We start from the raw sequence: 15872 nt of genomic DNA, 5'->3' as shown, positions 1-15872 counted from the left end.
TATTAGCGCCTAACTCACAAATAAAATTTTCGCAGTAACGCTTTTTGATTATTGAGTACCTAATCTGATTTGTAACGGATATACAGCATGGCTTCTGAGATTAATAAGGCAAGGTTAACCGAAACTGACATCATTACGAAGTTCATTATACCGGCGGTAAAAAGCGTTGGTTGGGATGATATGACGCAAATTCGCCAAGAGGTAAAGTTGCGTGATGGTAAGGTGATTGTACGTGGACAAATGGCCGCTCGTCGAAAAGTGAAGTCGGCAGACATAGTGCTTTACCATAAACCCAGTATGCCGCTTGCTGTTATCGAAGCCAAAGCCAATAAACATGAAATTGGCAAAGGCATGCAACAAGCCCTAGATTACGCCAGTCTATTGGATGTGCCTTTCGTATTTGCCTCCAATGGTGATGGTTTTATCTTTCATGATAAAACCAATTTAGCCGCCTTAGAAACCGAAATTCGCCTTGAAGATTTCCCCTCGCCAGAAACATTATGGCGTAAGTTCTGTGCATGGAAAGGCTACAAAACCGAGCAATTGCCCGTTATTACGCAAAGTTACCACGACGATGGTACTGGCAAGGCGCCACGGTATTACCAACTACAAGCGATTAATAAAACCGTAGAGGCGGTAGCGGCAGGTCAAGATCGAATTCTATTAGTAATGGCCACCGGCACCGGCAAAACCTACACTGCCTTTCAGATTATTTGGCGCTTATGGAAAGCCCGCGCGAAGAAACGCATCTTGTTTTTAGCCGATCGTAATATTTTAGTAGACCAAACTCGTATCAATGATTTTCAGCCCTTTGGCACCGCCATGACGAAAATCACTGGTCGCACGGTAGATCCAGCGTTTGAAATTCATCTGGCCTTATATCAAGCCTTAACCGGTCCAGAAGAAGAGCAAAAAGCCTACAAACAGGTCGATCCTGATTTCTTTGATCTAATCGTCATCGACGAGTGCCATCGTGGCAGTGCATCAGAAGAAAGTGCGTGGCGCGAGATATTAGATTACTTCCATAGTGCGACCCAAGTGGGGTTAACCGCCACGCCAAAAGAAACCGAAGATGTATCGAACATCGAATACTTTGGCGACCCTATTTACAGTTATTCGTTAAAGCAGGGTATCGAAGATGGTTTCTTAGCGCCTTACAAAGTTGTCCGAGTCGACATAGACATCGACGTGCAAGGTTGGCGTCCAACCAAAGATCAAATCGATAAAAACGGCGAATTAATAGAAGATCGAATCTATAACCAAAAAGATTTTGACCGAACCATTGTCATTGATGAACGCACTCAACTGGTTGCGCAAACGGTAACCAACTATTTAAAGCGCATCGGCCCAATGTCGAAAACCATCGTTTTCTGTAACGACATCGACCATGCCGAGCGCATGCGTCGTGCCATAGCGAACCTTAATCCAGAGCAAATGGCGAAAAATGACAAATACGTCATGAAGATTACCGGCGATGATGATCTCGGCAAAGGCCAGCTAGACAACTTTATTAACCCGAAGAGAGCGTACCCTGTCATTGCCACCACCTCGGAGCTGATGACCACAGGTGTGGATGCGAAAACTTGTAAACTGGTGGTGTTGGATCAAGGCATTCAATCGATGACCAAGTTTAAGCAGGTAATTGGTCGTGGCACCCGCATAGACGATAAATACGGCAAGCTGTGGTTCACCATAATGGACTTTAAAAAAGCCACCGAGCTGTTTGCCGACGAGCGCTTTGATGGTGAGCCAGAGCAAGTGAAAGAAACCACACCAAAAGACTTTGAGAGCGACGAAGGCTTAGACAACATCATTGAAGGAGAAGGTGAGCTAGACGCCAGTAAGGCATTCGAAGACGAAGACATTGACCCAGCGACCATCCAAGAACCCGAAAAAACCTATGAGTTCGATAATGGCACAAGTGGCAATGGATATGTCGATAACACAGAGGGCAGTGAGGATTGGAACGACGAACAAAAAGTCCGCAAATTTCATGTCAAAGGTGTGAGTGTAAAAGCTTTGGCTGAGCGTGTTCAGTATTACGATAGCGATGGCAAGCTGGTCACCGAATCTTTTAAAGATTACACCTGCAAAACCATGGCGGGCTTGTTTAGCTCGTTAGACGAATTTACCCAGAAATGGCAAGGCACAGATCGTAAACAAGCGATAATAGATGAGCTGGCAGAGCAGGGGATTATTTGGGAAGCCCTAGAGGAAGAAGTAGGAAAAGGGCTAGATCCATTCGATCTCATTTGCCATGTGGTTTATGATACGCCCCCACTAACGCGTCGCGAGCGTGCCGACAATGTGAAGAAACGCAATTACTTCACCAAATATGGCGAAACCGCTCAACAAGTGTTGAATCAATTATTGGATAAATACGCCGACGTAGGCGTACAAGAAATCGAAAGCATTAATGTGCTCAAGGTCACGCCATTTGACCAATACGGCCGTCCTGCGGAAATTGTTAAAAAAGGCTTTGGTGGCAAACCGCAATACGACGCGGCCATCAAGGAGCTGGAGTTTGAAATATACCAGCCGGATACGCCTAAAACAGCCTAACCACAAGCGGCTGGGCTTAGCTCCAGCCGCCTCGACGGCGAACACTCTTCATTAAAAACGTGAACCAAAACGTTATTAGTAGTAAATAATCAGAGAAAAATTATGTCTATCAGTTCTGCAATCAAATCCATCCAAGATATTATGCGCAAAGACGCCGGTGTAGATGGCGACGCTCAGCGCCTTGGCCAAATGTCATGGTTATTGTTTCTAAAAGTATTTGATGCCCAAGAAGAAGAGCTAGAGCTGGAACAAGACGATTACCGCGAGCCAATCCCAAAGGCGTATTTATGGCGCGAATGGGCCGCTGATAATCAAGGGATGACAGGGGATGAGTTACTAGAGTTTATCAATGATGACCTATTTCCAGGGCTCAAAAACCTCATCGCTCCGATTGATAAAAACCCGCGCGGCTTCGTGGTAAAAGAAGCCTTTAGCGATGCTTTTAACTACATGAAAAACGGCACTCTGTTGCGCCAAGTGATCAATAAGCTAAACGAGATCGACTTTACCAATTCCCAAGAGCGTCATTTATTTGGCGACCTGTATGAGCAAATCTTAAAAGACTTACAAAGTGCCGGTAACGCAGGGGAGTTCTACACGCCTCGTGCCATTACCCAATTTATCGTCGCGGTGACAGACCCAAAACTGGGTGAATCCATCATGGACCCTGCTTGTGGTACAGGTGGCTTTTTGACCTGTGCCTTTGACCATGTAAAAATGCATTATGTGAAATCGTCTGGGGATCACCAAACCCTACAAAAGCAAATTTACGGTGTCGAGAAAAAGCAATTACCCCATCAGCTTTGTACCACCAACATGATGCTCCACGGTATCGAAGTACCCGTACAAATCAAACACGGCAATACTCTTAATAAGCCGCTTTCTAGTTGGGATGAGCAGGTAGATGTAATTATCACCAACCCGCCATTTGGTGGCACGGAAGAAGACGGCATCGAGAAAAACTTCCCCAGTGAAATGCAAACCCGCGAAACTGCCGACTTGTTTTTACAGCTGATCATTGAAGTGCTCAGCAAAACAGGCCGCGCCGCTGTGGTCTTGCCAGATGGCACTTTATTTGGCGAAGGCGTCAAAACCAAAATCAAAAAAATGCTCACCGAAGAATGTAACTTGCACACCATAGTGCGTTTGCCCAATGGCGTGTTTAACCCGTACACAGGCATTAAAACCAACATTCTGTTTTTTACCAAAGGCCAACCCACACAAGACGTATGGTTTTACGAACACCCTTACCCAGCAGGGGTAAAAAACTACAACAAAACCAAACCAATGAAATTCGAAGAGTTTGAAACCGAACTGAATTGGTGGGGAAAAGAAGAAGACGGCTTTGCCACGCGGGTAGAAACCGAGCAAGCATGGAAGGTTTCTATAGAAGACATCATCGCCCGAAACTTCAATCTAGACATTAAAAACCCGCACGTAGGCGATGTGATCAACCACGATCCAGAAGAACTGTTAGCCGAATACAGCCAACAACAAGCCGAGATTCAAGCCTTGCGTGATCAGCTAAAAGGTATTTTGTCCGCTGCCTTGTCTTCTAGTGGAGAGGCGAAATAATGGCCTCTTCAAAAATAAGCCCAGAACAATTAATTACCGATAACCTAGACATCTGGACCGCCGCCATAGAGCAAAAATCCACCGCAGGTCGTGGCAGTTCGAAAAAGTACTCATTGCACGGCATCAAGAAATTACGCGAGCTCATTTTAGAACTCGCCGTTCGCGGTAAGCTAGTTCCTCAAGACCCAAAGGACGAACCTGCGTCTGTATTACTGGAACGTATCGCCGCTGAAAAAGCCCAGCTCATAAAAGACGGCAAAATCAAAAAGCAAAAGCCATTGCCCGAGATCAGAGAAGACGAAAAACCATGTGAACTGCCGGAGGGGTGGGAGTGGGCATTTAATATCGAGTTGTTCAGATTAACGAAGGGAAAAAAGCCTAATAAATTATCAGAAAATAATATTGGTTATCCTTATTTAGATATAGAAGCACTTGATAGGCACAATATTCTGAAATTCACAGATGATGAAAAATGCCCTAAATCATCTATCAATGACATTGTTGTTGTGTGTGATGGATCCCGAAGTGGCTTAGTTCTTGATGGAAAAAATGGTGTTATTGGATCAACTTTAGCAATTATTAATACTCCTAGTTATATTCAGCCTTTTATTAAATTGTTTTTCCAACAGGCTTATCAAAGGTTAAATACCTCAATGAAAGGAGCTGCAATTCCACACCTTGATACTAAAGCCTTAAGAGAAGATATTTTAGCTGTACCTCCATTGCCCGAACAACACCGGATTGTGGCAAAAGTCGATGAGTTAATGAGTTTGTGTGATGCCTTGGAGGCACAAACCGAAAGCAGCATCAGCGCCCACCAAACTTTGGTTACGACCTTATTGGATGCTTTGTTATTGCCAACAGGCGACAGCTCTTCTAGTGGTGATGACTTCCAAGACAACTGGCAACGCATTAGCGAACACTTCGATACCTTATTTACCACCGCCGCCAGCATAGACGCATTAAAACAAACCATCCTACAACTTGCCGTTATGGGTAAGCTTGTACCTCAAGACCCAAATGATGAACCAGCTGGCAAACTGCTCGAACGCATCGCCGCTGAAAAAGCCCAACTGATCAAAGATAAGAAAATCAAAAAACAGAAACCACTGCTAGAAATCACCGAAGACGAAAAACCGTTTGAACTGCCAGAAGGGTGGGAGTGGTGTCGATTTGAGGATATTGTAGATATTCAGGGAGGAATTACGAAGGGGCGAAAATTAGCTGGACGAGAACTTATTACCGTACCATATTTAAGCGTAGCAAATGTTCAGCGTAGTTATCTTAATCTTGATTTCTTAAAAGAAGTTGAGATTCCTGCTGAAGAGAAAGAAAAATATCGTGTAAGAAAACGAGACCTTCTAATTACTGAGGGAGGAGATTGGGATAAAGTTGGACGTACTGCTATTTGGTCAGATGAACTAACTTATGTTGGGCATCAGAATCACGTATTTAAGGCTCGAATCTTTCTTGAAGAACAAAATGAAGTTTGGTTAGAAAAGTATTTAAATGGGCCGTATGCTCGTAACTACTTTGCTGGTTCAAGTAAGCAAACAACAAATCTAGCCTCTATAAATAAAACACAATTAAGAGGATGCTTAATTGCTATTCCTCCAAAAAAAGAAATAGCATTTATCATGGCCAAAGTTGATGAGCTAATGTCGCTCTGCGACAGCCTAAAAGCCCGCTTAACCGACGCTCAAACCACACAGCTGCACCTAGCGGATACGTTAGTCAAAGAGGCGTTGTAAGGATGACTGAACTTTATAACGTGTACTGCGATGAATCTTGCCACTTAGAAAATGATGGCATTTCAGTGATGACGTTAGGTGCGCTTTGGTGTCCGGTATCTAAGCGTGCAGAGATTGCAAAGCGTGTTCGAGAGATCAAAGTCAAGCATGGATTGTCAGCGGAGTTTGAAATTAAATGGACTAAGGTAAGCAGAGGTCAGTTAGAATTTTACCTTGATATCATTGATTACTTTTTTGACGATGACGATTGCCACTTTAGAGGCTTAGTCGTTCCCGATAAAAGTGTATTGAGTCACCAGAGCTTCGCTCAGAGTCATGATGATTGGTATTACAAAATGTACTTTGTGATGCTCAAGAGTATCTTTGAACCGGACTCTAAATACCGCGTATACATCGATATTAAAGATACTCTGGGTCATGACAAAATCGAAAAATTGCATAATGTTATATGCAATAGTCGTTATGACTTTTCTCAAAGTATGATTGAGAGGATGCAACGTATTCATTCCCATGAAGCAGAACAGCTTCAAGTGGCCGATTTACTGATTGGCGCTTTGGCCTATTTACACCGTGGGCTACAAACGAATCAGGCGAAACTTGACTTAATCGCACGAATTAAAGAGCGCAGTGGTTATCAGCTAACACGCAATACGTTACTAAGAGAGAATAAGTTCAATCTCTTTATTTGGAATGGACAGGGAGTGTCTTAATGTCATCGGCATGGTTACCTGATTTAGTATTGCTTAAAGACCATGATAATGAGCGAGATCGGTATCTTGAGGCTGTGTATGCCTTTTTTGAACAAGACTTTGTGTTGTCTAAGCCAGTATTTCGAGGCACTCGATTAGGGTTAAAGCGACATCCTGAGCGAGATGGAAAATCAGCGACTTTTTGGCACATGACAACCACCGGAGCTATTGAAGACAAGCGCGAGTTAGATCACTTTAGGTGTGAGCGTATTCGCTGGCCTAGACCTATCATAGAAAACGATTTACACCCTTCGTTAAAAATATGGTCAGAGTCAAAAGGTAAAAACCAGCGTATTCATATTTGGTACGAAGCAGAAGGGTATTTGGTGGTGCTGGATGACAGAGGCGACTACATCTTGCCCTGGACGGCTTTTTACGTAGAAAGAAAACATCAAAGGGAAAAGTATAATAAACGTTGGGAAAGAAATAGGGACAACGGATTTAGACGCTAACTGAGGAAAGCTGACCTCGCCCTCTGGCGAGGACGGTGTCGTAACTCCTTCTACGCATGGTAGATGAGATGCGTGTATCTTAGAATCACTACCGTCTTTTTGCAAGCAGAATTGCTGCTTCAAATGAAATGCTTGACGTTGAGCTTTTAACTAATGAGGTGATATCGCAAGCCTCTAGCGACAGACGTTTTTTTAAATAAACGTTCAATGTGAGCCATTGTATTTACTTCGTGTTGTATTACCAATTTATTGTTGAGGGAAAAAAGTTGATTAAATTTAAAACGCTCGGGGTTGCTTGTGTATTGAGTAGCTTATAGAAATTATTTATTCAAAATAAAATCGCCCCAATTTACTTGGGGTGTTTTATATTTCTTCAGCGAAATAACAAACTTTAAGCTTTTTCTAATGTTTAGTCGTTATCTGCGATGATGTTTTCAATACCGACTGAAATGCCAATGAGGTCGCGACTTACGCCAGCTTTGTCGAGTTCGTCATCGTGCAGAAATTAAGCGCTTCTGATGCATTACTAGATAATTGTGAATGGTTCTAAAAGAAAGGATTGGTCGCCTATTGTGGACCGGACGATACGGTCACCTCTTTCTACACAATGGTAGGAGACATGGTCAGGCTCGAAGGCTTAAAGCATGATTGCCTTATGACAGGAGCTTATTCGTATCTTCCCTAAGGTATTTGGACCTTTGAAGAAGATAGCCAACTAAATTGGCTATCTTCTTATTCTTATTGAGTGGCTTCATCCGCGGCGCGTTTGCGTAATAGGAACCTCTGAAGCTTACCGCTAGAGGTCTTAGGGAGCTCATCTAAAAATTCGATCTCTCTTGGGAACGCATGTGCAGATAGATGCTGACGTACAAACTGCTGCAATTCTTCGATAAGTAGTGAGCCTATTTCATATTCTGGCTTAATGACAACGTAGGCTTTAATAATATTGCCTCTTTTTTTGTCAGGCTTACCTATTACAGCGCTTTCATTGACGGCAGGATGTTCAAGCAAGGTGCTTTCGACATCGACAGGTCCTATCCGATACCCCGCAGAGGCGATAATATCGTCATCACGGCCGGTGTATGAATGTGAACCGTCGCCATTACAGATTACGATATCTCCTGTTAGATAATATTTACCCTTAAAGGGATTCTTTTCTTCCCATGTGTAGCCCTGAAAAAAGAATTGTGGAGAAGCTTCAGTGTCTACAGCTAGCTCTCCTATTTCACCTGGACCTACTTCGTTTAACTCTGAATCAAGCGCGACCAAGCGATAACCAGGTAAGGGGTAGCCCATGCTAGCAGTGCGCTCATTGTGTTCTAATGCATGAAAGTTAGCGGATGTCATACCTGTTTCTGTTTGCCCATAGTGATCCCTAACAGAGCAACTCAGTAAGCGTTTGACCCAGGTAATTACTTCTGGATTGAGCGGTTCACCCGCGCTACTGGCCACGCGAAGATTGATATCATACTGAGCACATTGATCTTCATGAGCCATTAATAATCTATAGGCAGTAGGGGCTGCTGCTAAGTTTGTTATGCGGTAGTCCTGTAGAAATTTAAAGGTGTTATCCGCAGTAAAACTTTGTTCGTTGAAGTGGGTGGTGCATCCTAAAAGCAAGGGTCCGACTACGGCATAGTAAAGGCCGTAAGCCCATCCAGGATCGGCGACGTTCCAGTAACGATCTTCTGGGCGTAATTCGATAGCGTAGGTCATATATATCCAGAAAGGGATTAAGCCTTTCGCGGGGACAGTGACGCCTTTAGATTTTCCTGTTGTTCCAGAAGTGAACATTTGTAAGAAGGGGTCGTCTTTACCAATTAGAACAGGTTCAAAGTGCTCTGATTGATTGCTTTGAGCTTGATTAAACAAAGCATCAGCCTGTGCAGCGCATGGGTCGTTGGAATTGGCAACTAACAGAGTTTTTGGTAAATTTTGAATGTTTACTAATTTTGACCATTGATCCGAGTTAGTAACAATCAATTTTGTTTTTGCCTGACTCAAACGATACTCGATAGCATCACAGCCAAATGCAGTAAATAATGGTTGGTATACTGCCCCAGCTCTTAGAGTCCCTAGTATGGTAATTAATAATTCTGGCGTACGAGGTAATAAACAAGCAACCCGATCACCTTTACCGATACCTTGAAATTTAAGGTAATTGGCAAATTGTGCCGAGCGTTTTTTTAATTCGTTGAAACTTAATTCACCACACGTACCATCAACTAGCTCATAACGAAGGGCTATTTTATCCGTGTTGGCATAGCGATCACAGATCTCTACACAGACATTAATTCCGCTTTCAAGGTTGCCGATAAACTGTTCATTTACGATGTCTGGTGAGAACGCATTGATTAGTTCTTCGTATTTTGTTTTTTGCATCTTTAAGCCCCATAATCAGTTTTTATTTTTATTTCTTTACATAGGGTCTGGCGTATTAGGTAGCGGTTGTCATTATGCGCCAGATCTTAATTGTAGCTGGGTGTTGTCTGCGATTATTAATATTTAAGCCCCTAGCGAGGCTCCATCCGAATAGCACCATCAAGACGAATGACTTCACCATTCAGGTAGTTATTACTTATTATATGAGCCGTTAGGGAAGCGTATTCTTTAGCATTACCAAATCGTTTAGGGTGCTGTACCATTTTGATTAATGGGTCGCGTATTTCATCGGCCATCGCTTTTATCATTGGCGTGTCGAAAATACCTGGCGCGATGGCCATGACTCGAATGCCTAGGGTAGACAAGTCACGAGCAATGGGTAGCGTCATACCGACGACACCAGCTTTGCTCGCAGCGTAGGCTGCTTGTCCGACTTGGCCATCGAAAGCAGCAACTGATGCTGTGTTTATAATGACACCACGTTCGCCATCTTGATTAGGCTCATTTTTTTCCATCTGCTCAGCCGCTAAGCGTAGTACATTGAAAGTACCAATCAGATTAATGTTGATAGCCTGAGAAAACTTTTCCAATGAAAGTGCACCGTTACGACCAACGGTTTTTCCACCGGGAGCGATACCTGCACAGTTAATGCAAACATGGATAGCGCCAAAGTGTTTTATCGTTTTAGCTATACCGGCTTCAACTGACGCCGTGTTGGTGACGTCTACTTTAGCAAAGATAGCTTGACCATTAAGTTTATCGACTAGTGCCAGACCAGCGTCTTCATTTAGATCAAAAATGGCAATTTGAGCACCTTTCTTCGCTAGTTGTAAGCATGTTGCTAACCCCAAGCCGGAAGCGCCACCAGAGACGATGATAACTTTGTTGTTAATGTCCATGTCTAATTCCTTTAAGAATTTTTCAATTTTTTAAGCCGTTTCTCGTAATAGTTCTCGAGCGATGATAACCCGTTGAATTTCACTGGTACCCTCGTAGATAGAAGTTACTCGGACATCACGACTATAACGTTCCAGTGGAAAATCTTTTATGTACCCATAGCCTCCCATTAGTTGAAGGGCTGTGTAACAGGCTTTATTCGCTTTTTCAGAAGCAAAAAGTTTGGCCATTGAAGCTTCTTTGGAGAAGTGTTGGCCTTTAGCTTTTTTATCTGCCGCATTCATTAGTAATAGGCGGGCTGCTTCTAGCTCGGTAAAGGTGTCAGCAAGCATCCACTGTAAGCCTTGGAAGTCAGAAAGTGGCTTACCAAACTGCTTTCGGTCGGTGAGGTAGGTTCGTGCATATTCTATTGCTGCTTGGCCGATACCCAGAGCCATAGAGCCAACACCAATACGCCCACCGGCTAATTCTCTGATGGCAACTTTGAAGCCTTGATTAAGTTCACCCATTAATGCGTTTTTAGGAATACGACAGTTTTCAAATAGCACTTCATTTGTCGCTGAGGCGTGTTGGCCCATTTTCTTTTCTGCTTTAGAGATGGTGAGACCTGGTAGATTGTTCTCGACAAGAAAGCAGGAGATGCCTTTACCTTTTGGTTGATTTTTATCAGTCACCGCCCATACAACAAAAACACCAGCATATTCAGCACTGCTGATGAATTGTTTGGAACCGTTAATAAGCCATTCGTCGCCATCAAGAATCGCTGTGGTTTTCATAGCGGAAGGGTCGGAGCCTGCCATGGTTTCAGTCAGACAGAAGCCTCCAGCAGCATATTCACCGCTGCATAGCTTTGGTAGGTAGTAGTTTTTTTGTTCATCGCAAGCAACGGCCTGAATGACCTCAGCGACCATGTTAGTGACCGAAACGGTAAGAGCTGTTGAGGCACATGCCCTAGCAATTTCAGTGATTGCTAGGCTAAAGACGACAGTACCAGCCTCAGATCCACCATACTTGCTATCAACATTTAGCCCCATAAATCCAAGATCTGCTAGGTGTTTCAGATTTTTCAAGAATAATGTCCGATCACCTTCATGGTCCAGTTTTTCAGCCACAGGTGCCAATTCGGTTTGAGCAAATTTACGTGCGATATCCTGTATGAATGCCTGGTCTTCGGTTAGGGTCATATCCATCAGAGAATCCTTTGTTTATAAGGTGATAGGGCAGATGCAATTGGGCTAAAGTCGTAGGGCTTCGCCATTAACATCTACATAAAATCAACATCGTGAATAATCGTTTATATTATTTCGATAGCAACCGCCGTTGCTTCGCCTCCGCCGATACATAGGGAGGCGATACCACGTTTTTTCTCTAATCGTTTAAGTGCGTGAAGTAAGGTGACTAACACGCGAGCACCGGAGCAGCCTATAGGGTGCCCAAGTGCGCAAGCACCCCCGTGAATATTTACCTTTGCAGGGTCAAGCTCGAGCTTCTGCATGGCAAGCATAGTTACTACGGCAAAGGCTTCATTTATTTCATACAGGTCAACGGTATTACTAGACCATTTCACTTTATCTAATAGTTTCTGAATGGCTGAGATAGGGGCGATTGAAAAATCAGCGGGTTTCTGAGCATGGGTCATATGGCCAATAATACGGGCTAAGGGTATTAGGCCACGAGCATTAGCTTCACTTTCTGACATAAGTATTAATGCTGCAGCTCCGTCGGATATTGAGCTGGAATTAGCCGCTGTGATCGTACCGTCGTTTTTAAAGGCCGGACGTAGTTGAGGGATTTTATTTGGTTTTGCTTTGCTTGGCTGCTCATCTGTCGTAATTGTCACATCACCTTTTCGTGTTTTAAAGGTGACGGGCGTGATTTCATTATTGAACCAACCTCGGTCAATTGCTTGATTGGTGCGACGAAGAGACTCAATTGCGAAATCGTCCATTGCTTCACGACTAATATTAAAATGGTCGGCTGTCGCTTGGGCAAAACTGCCCATAAGACCGCCTTCATAAGCATCTTCAAGGCCATCAAGAAACATTGAGTCTACTATCTGGCTGTGGCCCATGCGCATGCCACTTCGAGCGTGTGGTAACAAATATGGTGACCGGCTCATATTTTCCATACCGCCCGCCACCATGATATTACTGGTGCCAGCTTTGATCTGGTCATGAGCATCCATTACCGCTTTCATACCGGATCCGCACATTTTATTTATGGTGACACAGCCAGCAGCCAATGGTAAATCGGCTCCTAATGCCGCTTGACGTGCGGGTGCTTGACCTAGCCCAGCGGACAACACGCACCCCATTATAACTTGATCAACATCATTGGCATTAATGCCGGATTTTTCTATTGCTGCCCTAATCGCAATTGCGCCTAGCTGTGGAGAAGGCACGTCACTCAGTGCCCCCATTAATCCACCTATAGGAGTTCGTGTCGCCGCGACAATAACAATGGAATCTGAATTTTTTGACATCATTTCTCTCTCAATGGGTTATCCCATGTATCTTGTTTATTGGCTTATTCCGGCGTTATTTAACGCGCTGACGCTATTAGGCGTTTTTCCATTTAGGTAAACGTTTTTCTAGGAACGCATTGACGCCTTCTTGTTGGTCGGCTGTGTCGAATAGTTGTATAAATAGCGACCGCTCTCTTTGTAAGCCCTTTTCTAGTTGTATTCGTGATTCTTGAATAAGAGATTTGCAAGCAGCAACACTGGAAGGACTTTGAAGAGCAACTTTCTGAGACATAATTATTGCAGCGCCTTTTGATTCCCCCTGATTTACTAACTCTTCGACGATGCCTATTTTATAAGATTGGTCAGCGGTAAGTTGTTCTCCACACAGTATCATGCGTTTAACCCAGCCTTCCCCAGCTAAACTTAATAAGCGTTGAGTGCCGCCAGCACAAGGCAGTAAACCAACTTTAGCTTCAGGTAGCGCTATTGAAATTTGTACTTCAGCAATGCGTATATCGCAAGCGAGCGCACATTCCAGACCACCTCCCATGGCATAACCATTTATTGCCGCGATAGAAACGCCACGAAAACAGCTTAGAGCCTCAAAAGCTTCCCCGAATAAACTTGATATTTCTCTGGCTCGATCTTTGTCACCTTGTGCAAACATATTGAGATTAGCGCCCGCAGAGAAGAACTTTTCACCCGATCCTGTGAGAATTAAGCTGTATATTTCTCTATTTTTGTTGAGTTCTATAATCAAGTTTTTAAGCGCAATCAAGCTTTCCTCATCCCACGTGTTAGCTGGAGGGTTGTTGATTGTGATAACCGCTGCATGGTCTATAAACTCAACCAATAATTTTTGAGACATAGGCAATACCTTCTCTCTTTTTATGATGACTCTTAGGTCAGTGTGGCTAAAAAATAGGTATCAATAAATGACATAAAGATACAATATGAGTCACAAAATATGACATTCTGTGTAAAGGATATTAGGTCTATATAATTAAGGTTTTCTAATGGCAACAGTTCACAATCATTATATTAGAGCCGCTTTATGGTGTGCTAAACGACAAGGTTTTTCAGAAGTTGAATTGATGAAAAGAATTGGGCTTGAAGCGGCTCAGTTGGAGAGTGTGGAAGGAAGAACTCACGGAGACTATATGACACGATTAGTGCAGGTTATATGGTCAGAGTTGGGGGATGAGTTTATGGGGTGTACAGAACACCCTTGTAAGTCAGGCGCCTTTGCTTTTATGACTCGACACGTTATTCAATACGACTCTCTTGAGGCAGCATTAGAGCAAGGTATACTTTTTTATAACTTGTTCACTAATGACATTCAGATGAGGCTTGTTCAGCACGGAAAGAGAGCATGTATAGAGATTGAGTTTACTCAGCCAAGTTTCGATCCTGATCATTATTTTCAGGAATTTTGGATGGTTATCTGGCATCGCTTTGCTAGTTGGCTTATTAACCAAAAAATCCCTTTGATTGATACACATTTTACTTATTCAAAACCCTACTATCATACAGAGCTTAAATACCTTTTTCCTTGTCGGCATAAGTTTAATCAATCCGTTCTTAAAATTAGTTTTAGTAAGACGTTTCTAACACAATCTCCTGTTAGGACTCAGCATGAACTGTCATTGTTTCTTAAAAATTCGCCTGTAAATCTAATTACTATTCCAGGTGAAGAGCTGAGTTATCAGCGTCGCATTCGTTCTCTTCTGCTTCATCACGAGGGCAAAGAACTCAAATGTCCATCTTTTGTATTACTTGCTGAGTTTTTTAATATGAGTCCACAGACACTTAGGCGAAAGTTACAGCAAGAAGGGAGCTCTTACTCAATGTTAAAAGATGCTGTTAAGTGTGATTTAGCAATAGAAAAGCTGGTATCACAGAGATTGAGCGTATCGGAGGTGGCTAATATGCTGGGGTATGCTGAGCCTCGATCATTTTCAAGGGCTTTTAAAGGGTGGACTGGAGTGACACCAACAGACTATATGAAGCTAAAACATAAGACGTAAGGTTGGTATTATAATTTTGAATCGAGTAATTACTCGATCGTGTAAATGTCATATCCTTATAAAAAATACTATTAAAAACTTTTATAAGACCAAGCGCCCACTTGCAGTTTTCTATATTGAGTGGGTGAAATCCCCATAATTTTCTTAAATATTCTAGAAAAATAATAAGCATCGTTATAACCCAACATAAAGGCGATTTCAGCGATGGTGCGCGTACTAATGTCTAGTAGGTGACAGGCACGTTCAATTTTTAACTGGATGAAGTGGTTGATGGGTGTAGTACTGGTTGCTTCTTTATAGCGCTTAATAAAGTGAAACTTCGACAAATTGACGCAACTGGCTAAGGTATCTATATTTAATTGTTCATGGATATGAGCGTGCATTAGGCTGTGGATTTTCTCAAGATCAAAGCTATCTGCATCTTGGCTGCGTACTAAAGGTTGCAGTAAAGCAATATGAGTCAGAATCTGACGTAGTTGATTAGCGGCGTTAATAAAAGCATTCAAGTGGTAGCTGCTATGGCGAGCTTCTAATAATGCCTCAAATTCATTGACCAGATTGCTATGGAGTCCTAGATGTATGACAAATTTATCTATTGGAATCTCTAGATGGTTAATGAAATCATCAGAGAGCACACCGTCAAAGTGACACCAATAGATTGTCCAAGGGAAGTTTGCGCTGGATGCATACTGATGTGCAGTGCCTCTAGTTAGTACGACAAGATCACCGCTATTTACCGCAATATTCTTTTGATTGACCCTAATCTTTCCTTTGCCTTCAATACAATATATTAACAGATGATCATCATGTGTGAGGCGCTCCATACGATGGCCTTTGGCGTGTTGATAGTAACCTGCGCCAAGTGGGTAAACATCTCTAGAAAGCTTGTTATCTATGAGTTTTATGATGGTTTTATGAGGGATAACAAAGCGAGTGCTTTGGGGTGGAAGAGGCCAATTAGAGGGCGTGCTCATAGGGTAATACTCGCTAAATGTCGTTACAAAAGTGACTAA

The 15872-nt window shown here is 43.0% G+C and carries 12 protein-coding genes; 6 read left to right on the top strand and 6 right to left on the bottom strand.

The window, feature by feature from the left end; translation table 11 throughout:
- The first annotated feature begins 87 nt into the window (after positions 1 to 87).
- The 5 genes from hsdR to E0D70_RS11425 all read left to right on the top strand — a co-directional run bounded on the left by hsdR (position 88) and on the right by E0D70_RS11425 (position 7089).
- On the top strand, positions 88 to 2562 hold the full coding sequence (gene hsdR / locus E0D70_RS11445) for an EcoAI/FtnUII family type I restriction enzme subunit R (protein ID WP_133012426.1): 2475 nt from the start codon (positions 88 to 90) through the stop codon (positions 2560 to 2562).
- Positions 2563 to 2664: 102 nt separating this feature from the next.
- Positions 2665 to 4137: an N-6 DNA methylase gene (locus E0D70_RS11440; RefSeq protein ID WP_133012425.1), complete on the top strand. Its 1473-nt coding sequence runs from the start codon at positions 2665 to 2667 to the stop codon at positions 4135 to 4137.
- The gene (locus E0D70_RS11435; RefSeq protein WP_207923250.1) at positions 4137 to 5888 is read left to right on the top strand and encodes a restriction endonuclease subunit S; all 1752 of its coding nucleotides are present in this window, start codon (positions 4137 to 4139) and stop codon (positions 5886 to 5888) included. Before E0D70_RS11440 ends, E0D70_RS11435 begins: the two co-directional genes overlap by 1 nt.
- A gap of 2 nt (positions 5889 to 5890) precedes the next feature.
- Complete coding sequence (locus E0D70_RS11430; protein ID WP_133012424.1) at positions 5891 to 6598, top strand: DUF3800 domain-containing protein; 708 nt, start codon at positions 5891 to 5893, stop codon at positions 6596 to 6598.
- A complete protein-coding gene (locus E0D70_RS11425; RefSeq protein ID WP_133012423.1) occupies positions 6598 to 7089 on the top strand; it encodes a hypothetical protein in 492 nt (163 codons plus the stop codon). Before E0D70_RS11430 ends, E0D70_RS11425 begins: the two co-directional genes overlap by 1 nt.
- Positions 7090 to 7827: 738 nt before the next feature.
- On the opposite strand, the gene E0D70_RS11420 is transcribed toward E0D70_RS11425, so the two are convergent.
- The 5 genes from E0D70_RS11420 to E0D70_RS11400 form a co-directional block, all read right to left on the bottom strand.
- Positions 7828 to 9471 (bottom strand): AMP-binding protein, encoded by a 1644-nt coding sequence (locus E0D70_RS11420; RefSeq protein ID WP_133012422.1) that lies wholly within the window; start codon positions 9469 to 9471, stop codon positions 7828 to 7830.
- 131 nt (positions 9472 to 9602) lie between these two features.
- Entirely contained in the window at positions 9603 to 10370 is a 768-nt protein-coding gene (locus E0D70_RS11415; protein ID WP_133012421.1) for a 3-hydroxyacyl-CoA dehydrogenase, read from the bottom strand.
- A 30-nt stretch (positions 10371 to 10400) separates the two neighbouring features.
- Entirely contained in the window at positions 10401 to 11558 is a 1158-nt protein-coding gene (locus E0D70_RS11410) for an acyl-CoA dehydrogenase family protein (RefSeq protein WP_133012420.1), read from the bottom strand.
- A gap of 104 nt (positions 11559 to 11662) precedes the next feature.
- Complete coding sequence (locus E0D70_RS11405) at positions 11663 to 12850, bottom strand: acetyl-CoA C-acyltransferase (protein WP_207923255.1); 1188 nt, start codon at positions 12848 to 12850, stop codon at positions 11663 to 11665.
- 76 nt (positions 12851 to 12926) lie between these two features.
- Entirely contained in the window at positions 12927 to 13700 is a 774-nt protein-coding gene (locus tag E0D70_RS11400) for an enoyl-CoA hydratase (protein WP_133012418.1), read from the bottom strand.
- Positions 13701 to 13848: 148 nt separating this feature from the next.
- Between E0D70_RS11400 and E0D70_RS11395 the strand changes: the two genes are divergently transcribed.
- Entirely contained in the window at positions 13849 to 14859 is a 1011-nt protein-coding gene (locus E0D70_RS11395) for an AraC family transcriptional regulator (protein WP_133012417.1), read from the top strand.
- A gap of 71 nt (positions 14860 to 14930) precedes the next feature.
- On the opposite strand, the gene E0D70_RS11390 is transcribed toward E0D70_RS11395, so the two are convergent.
- Complete coding sequence (locus tag E0D70_RS11390) at positions 14931 to 15833, bottom strand: AraC family transcriptional regulator (protein ID WP_165942898.1); 903 nt, start codon at positions 15831 to 15833, stop codon at positions 14931 to 14933.
- Positions 15834 to 15872 lie beyond the last annotated feature (39 nt).

This window comes from Marinomonas flavescens (assembly GCF_004352835.1).
GTDB classification, from domain to species: domain Bacteria; phylum Pseudomonadota; class Gammaproteobacteria; order Pseudomonadales; family Marinomonadaceae; genus Marinomonas; species Marinomonas flavescens.
Note: the sequence above shows the minus strand (reverse complement) of the source record. Positions and strands in the feature narration are given on the sequence as shown.

Excerpts from the sequence above, each read along its gene's own strand:
- hsdR (WP_133012426.1), top strand. The coding sequence starts at position 88 with ATGGCTTCTGAGATTAATAAGGCAAGGTTAACCGAAACTGACATCATT.
- E0D70_RS11440 (WP_133012425.1), top strand. The coding sequence starts at position 2,665 with ATGTCTATCAGTTCTGCAATCAAATCCATCCAAGATATTATGCGCAAA.
- E0D70_RS11435 (WP_207923250.1), top strand. The coding sequence starts at position 4,137 with ATGGCCTCTTCAAAAATAAGCCCAGAACAATTAATTACCGATAACCTA.
- E0D70_RS11430 (WP_133012424.1), top strand. The coding sequence starts at position 5,891 with ATGACTGAACTTTATAACGTGTACTGCGATGAATCTTGCCACTTAGAA.
- E0D70_RS11425 (WP_133012423.1), top strand. The coding sequence starts at position 6,598 with ATGTCATCGGCATGGTTACCTGATTTAGTATTGCTTAAAGACCATGAT.
- E0D70_RS11420 (WP_133012422.1), bottom strand. The coding sequence starts at position 9,471 with ATGCAAAAAACAAAATACGAAGAACTAATCAATGCGTTCTCACCAGAC.
- E0D70_RS11415 (WP_133012421.1), bottom strand. The coding sequence starts at position 10,370 with ATGGACATTAACAACAAAGTTATCATCGTCTCTGGTGGCGCTTCCGGC.
- E0D70_RS11410 (WP_133012420.1), bottom strand. The coding sequence starts at position 11,558 with ATGGATATGACCCTAACCGAAGACCAGGCATTCATACAGGATATCGCA.
- E0D70_RS11405 (WP_207923255.1), bottom strand. The coding sequence starts at position 12,850 with ATGTCAAAAAATTCAGATTCCATTGTTATTGTCGCGGCGACACGAACT.
- E0D70_RS11400 (WP_133012418.1), bottom strand. The coding sequence starts at position 13,700 with ATGTCTCAAAAATTATTGGTTGAGTTTATAGACCATGCAGCGGTTATC.
- E0D70_RS11395 (WP_133012417.1), top strand. The coding sequence starts at position 13,849 with ATGGCAACAGTTCACAATCATTATATTAGAGCCGCTTTATGGTGTGCT.
- E0D70_RS11390 (WP_165942898.1), bottom strand. The coding sequence starts at position 15,833 with ATGAGCACGCCCTCTAATTGGCCTCTTCCACCCCAAAGCACTCGCTTT.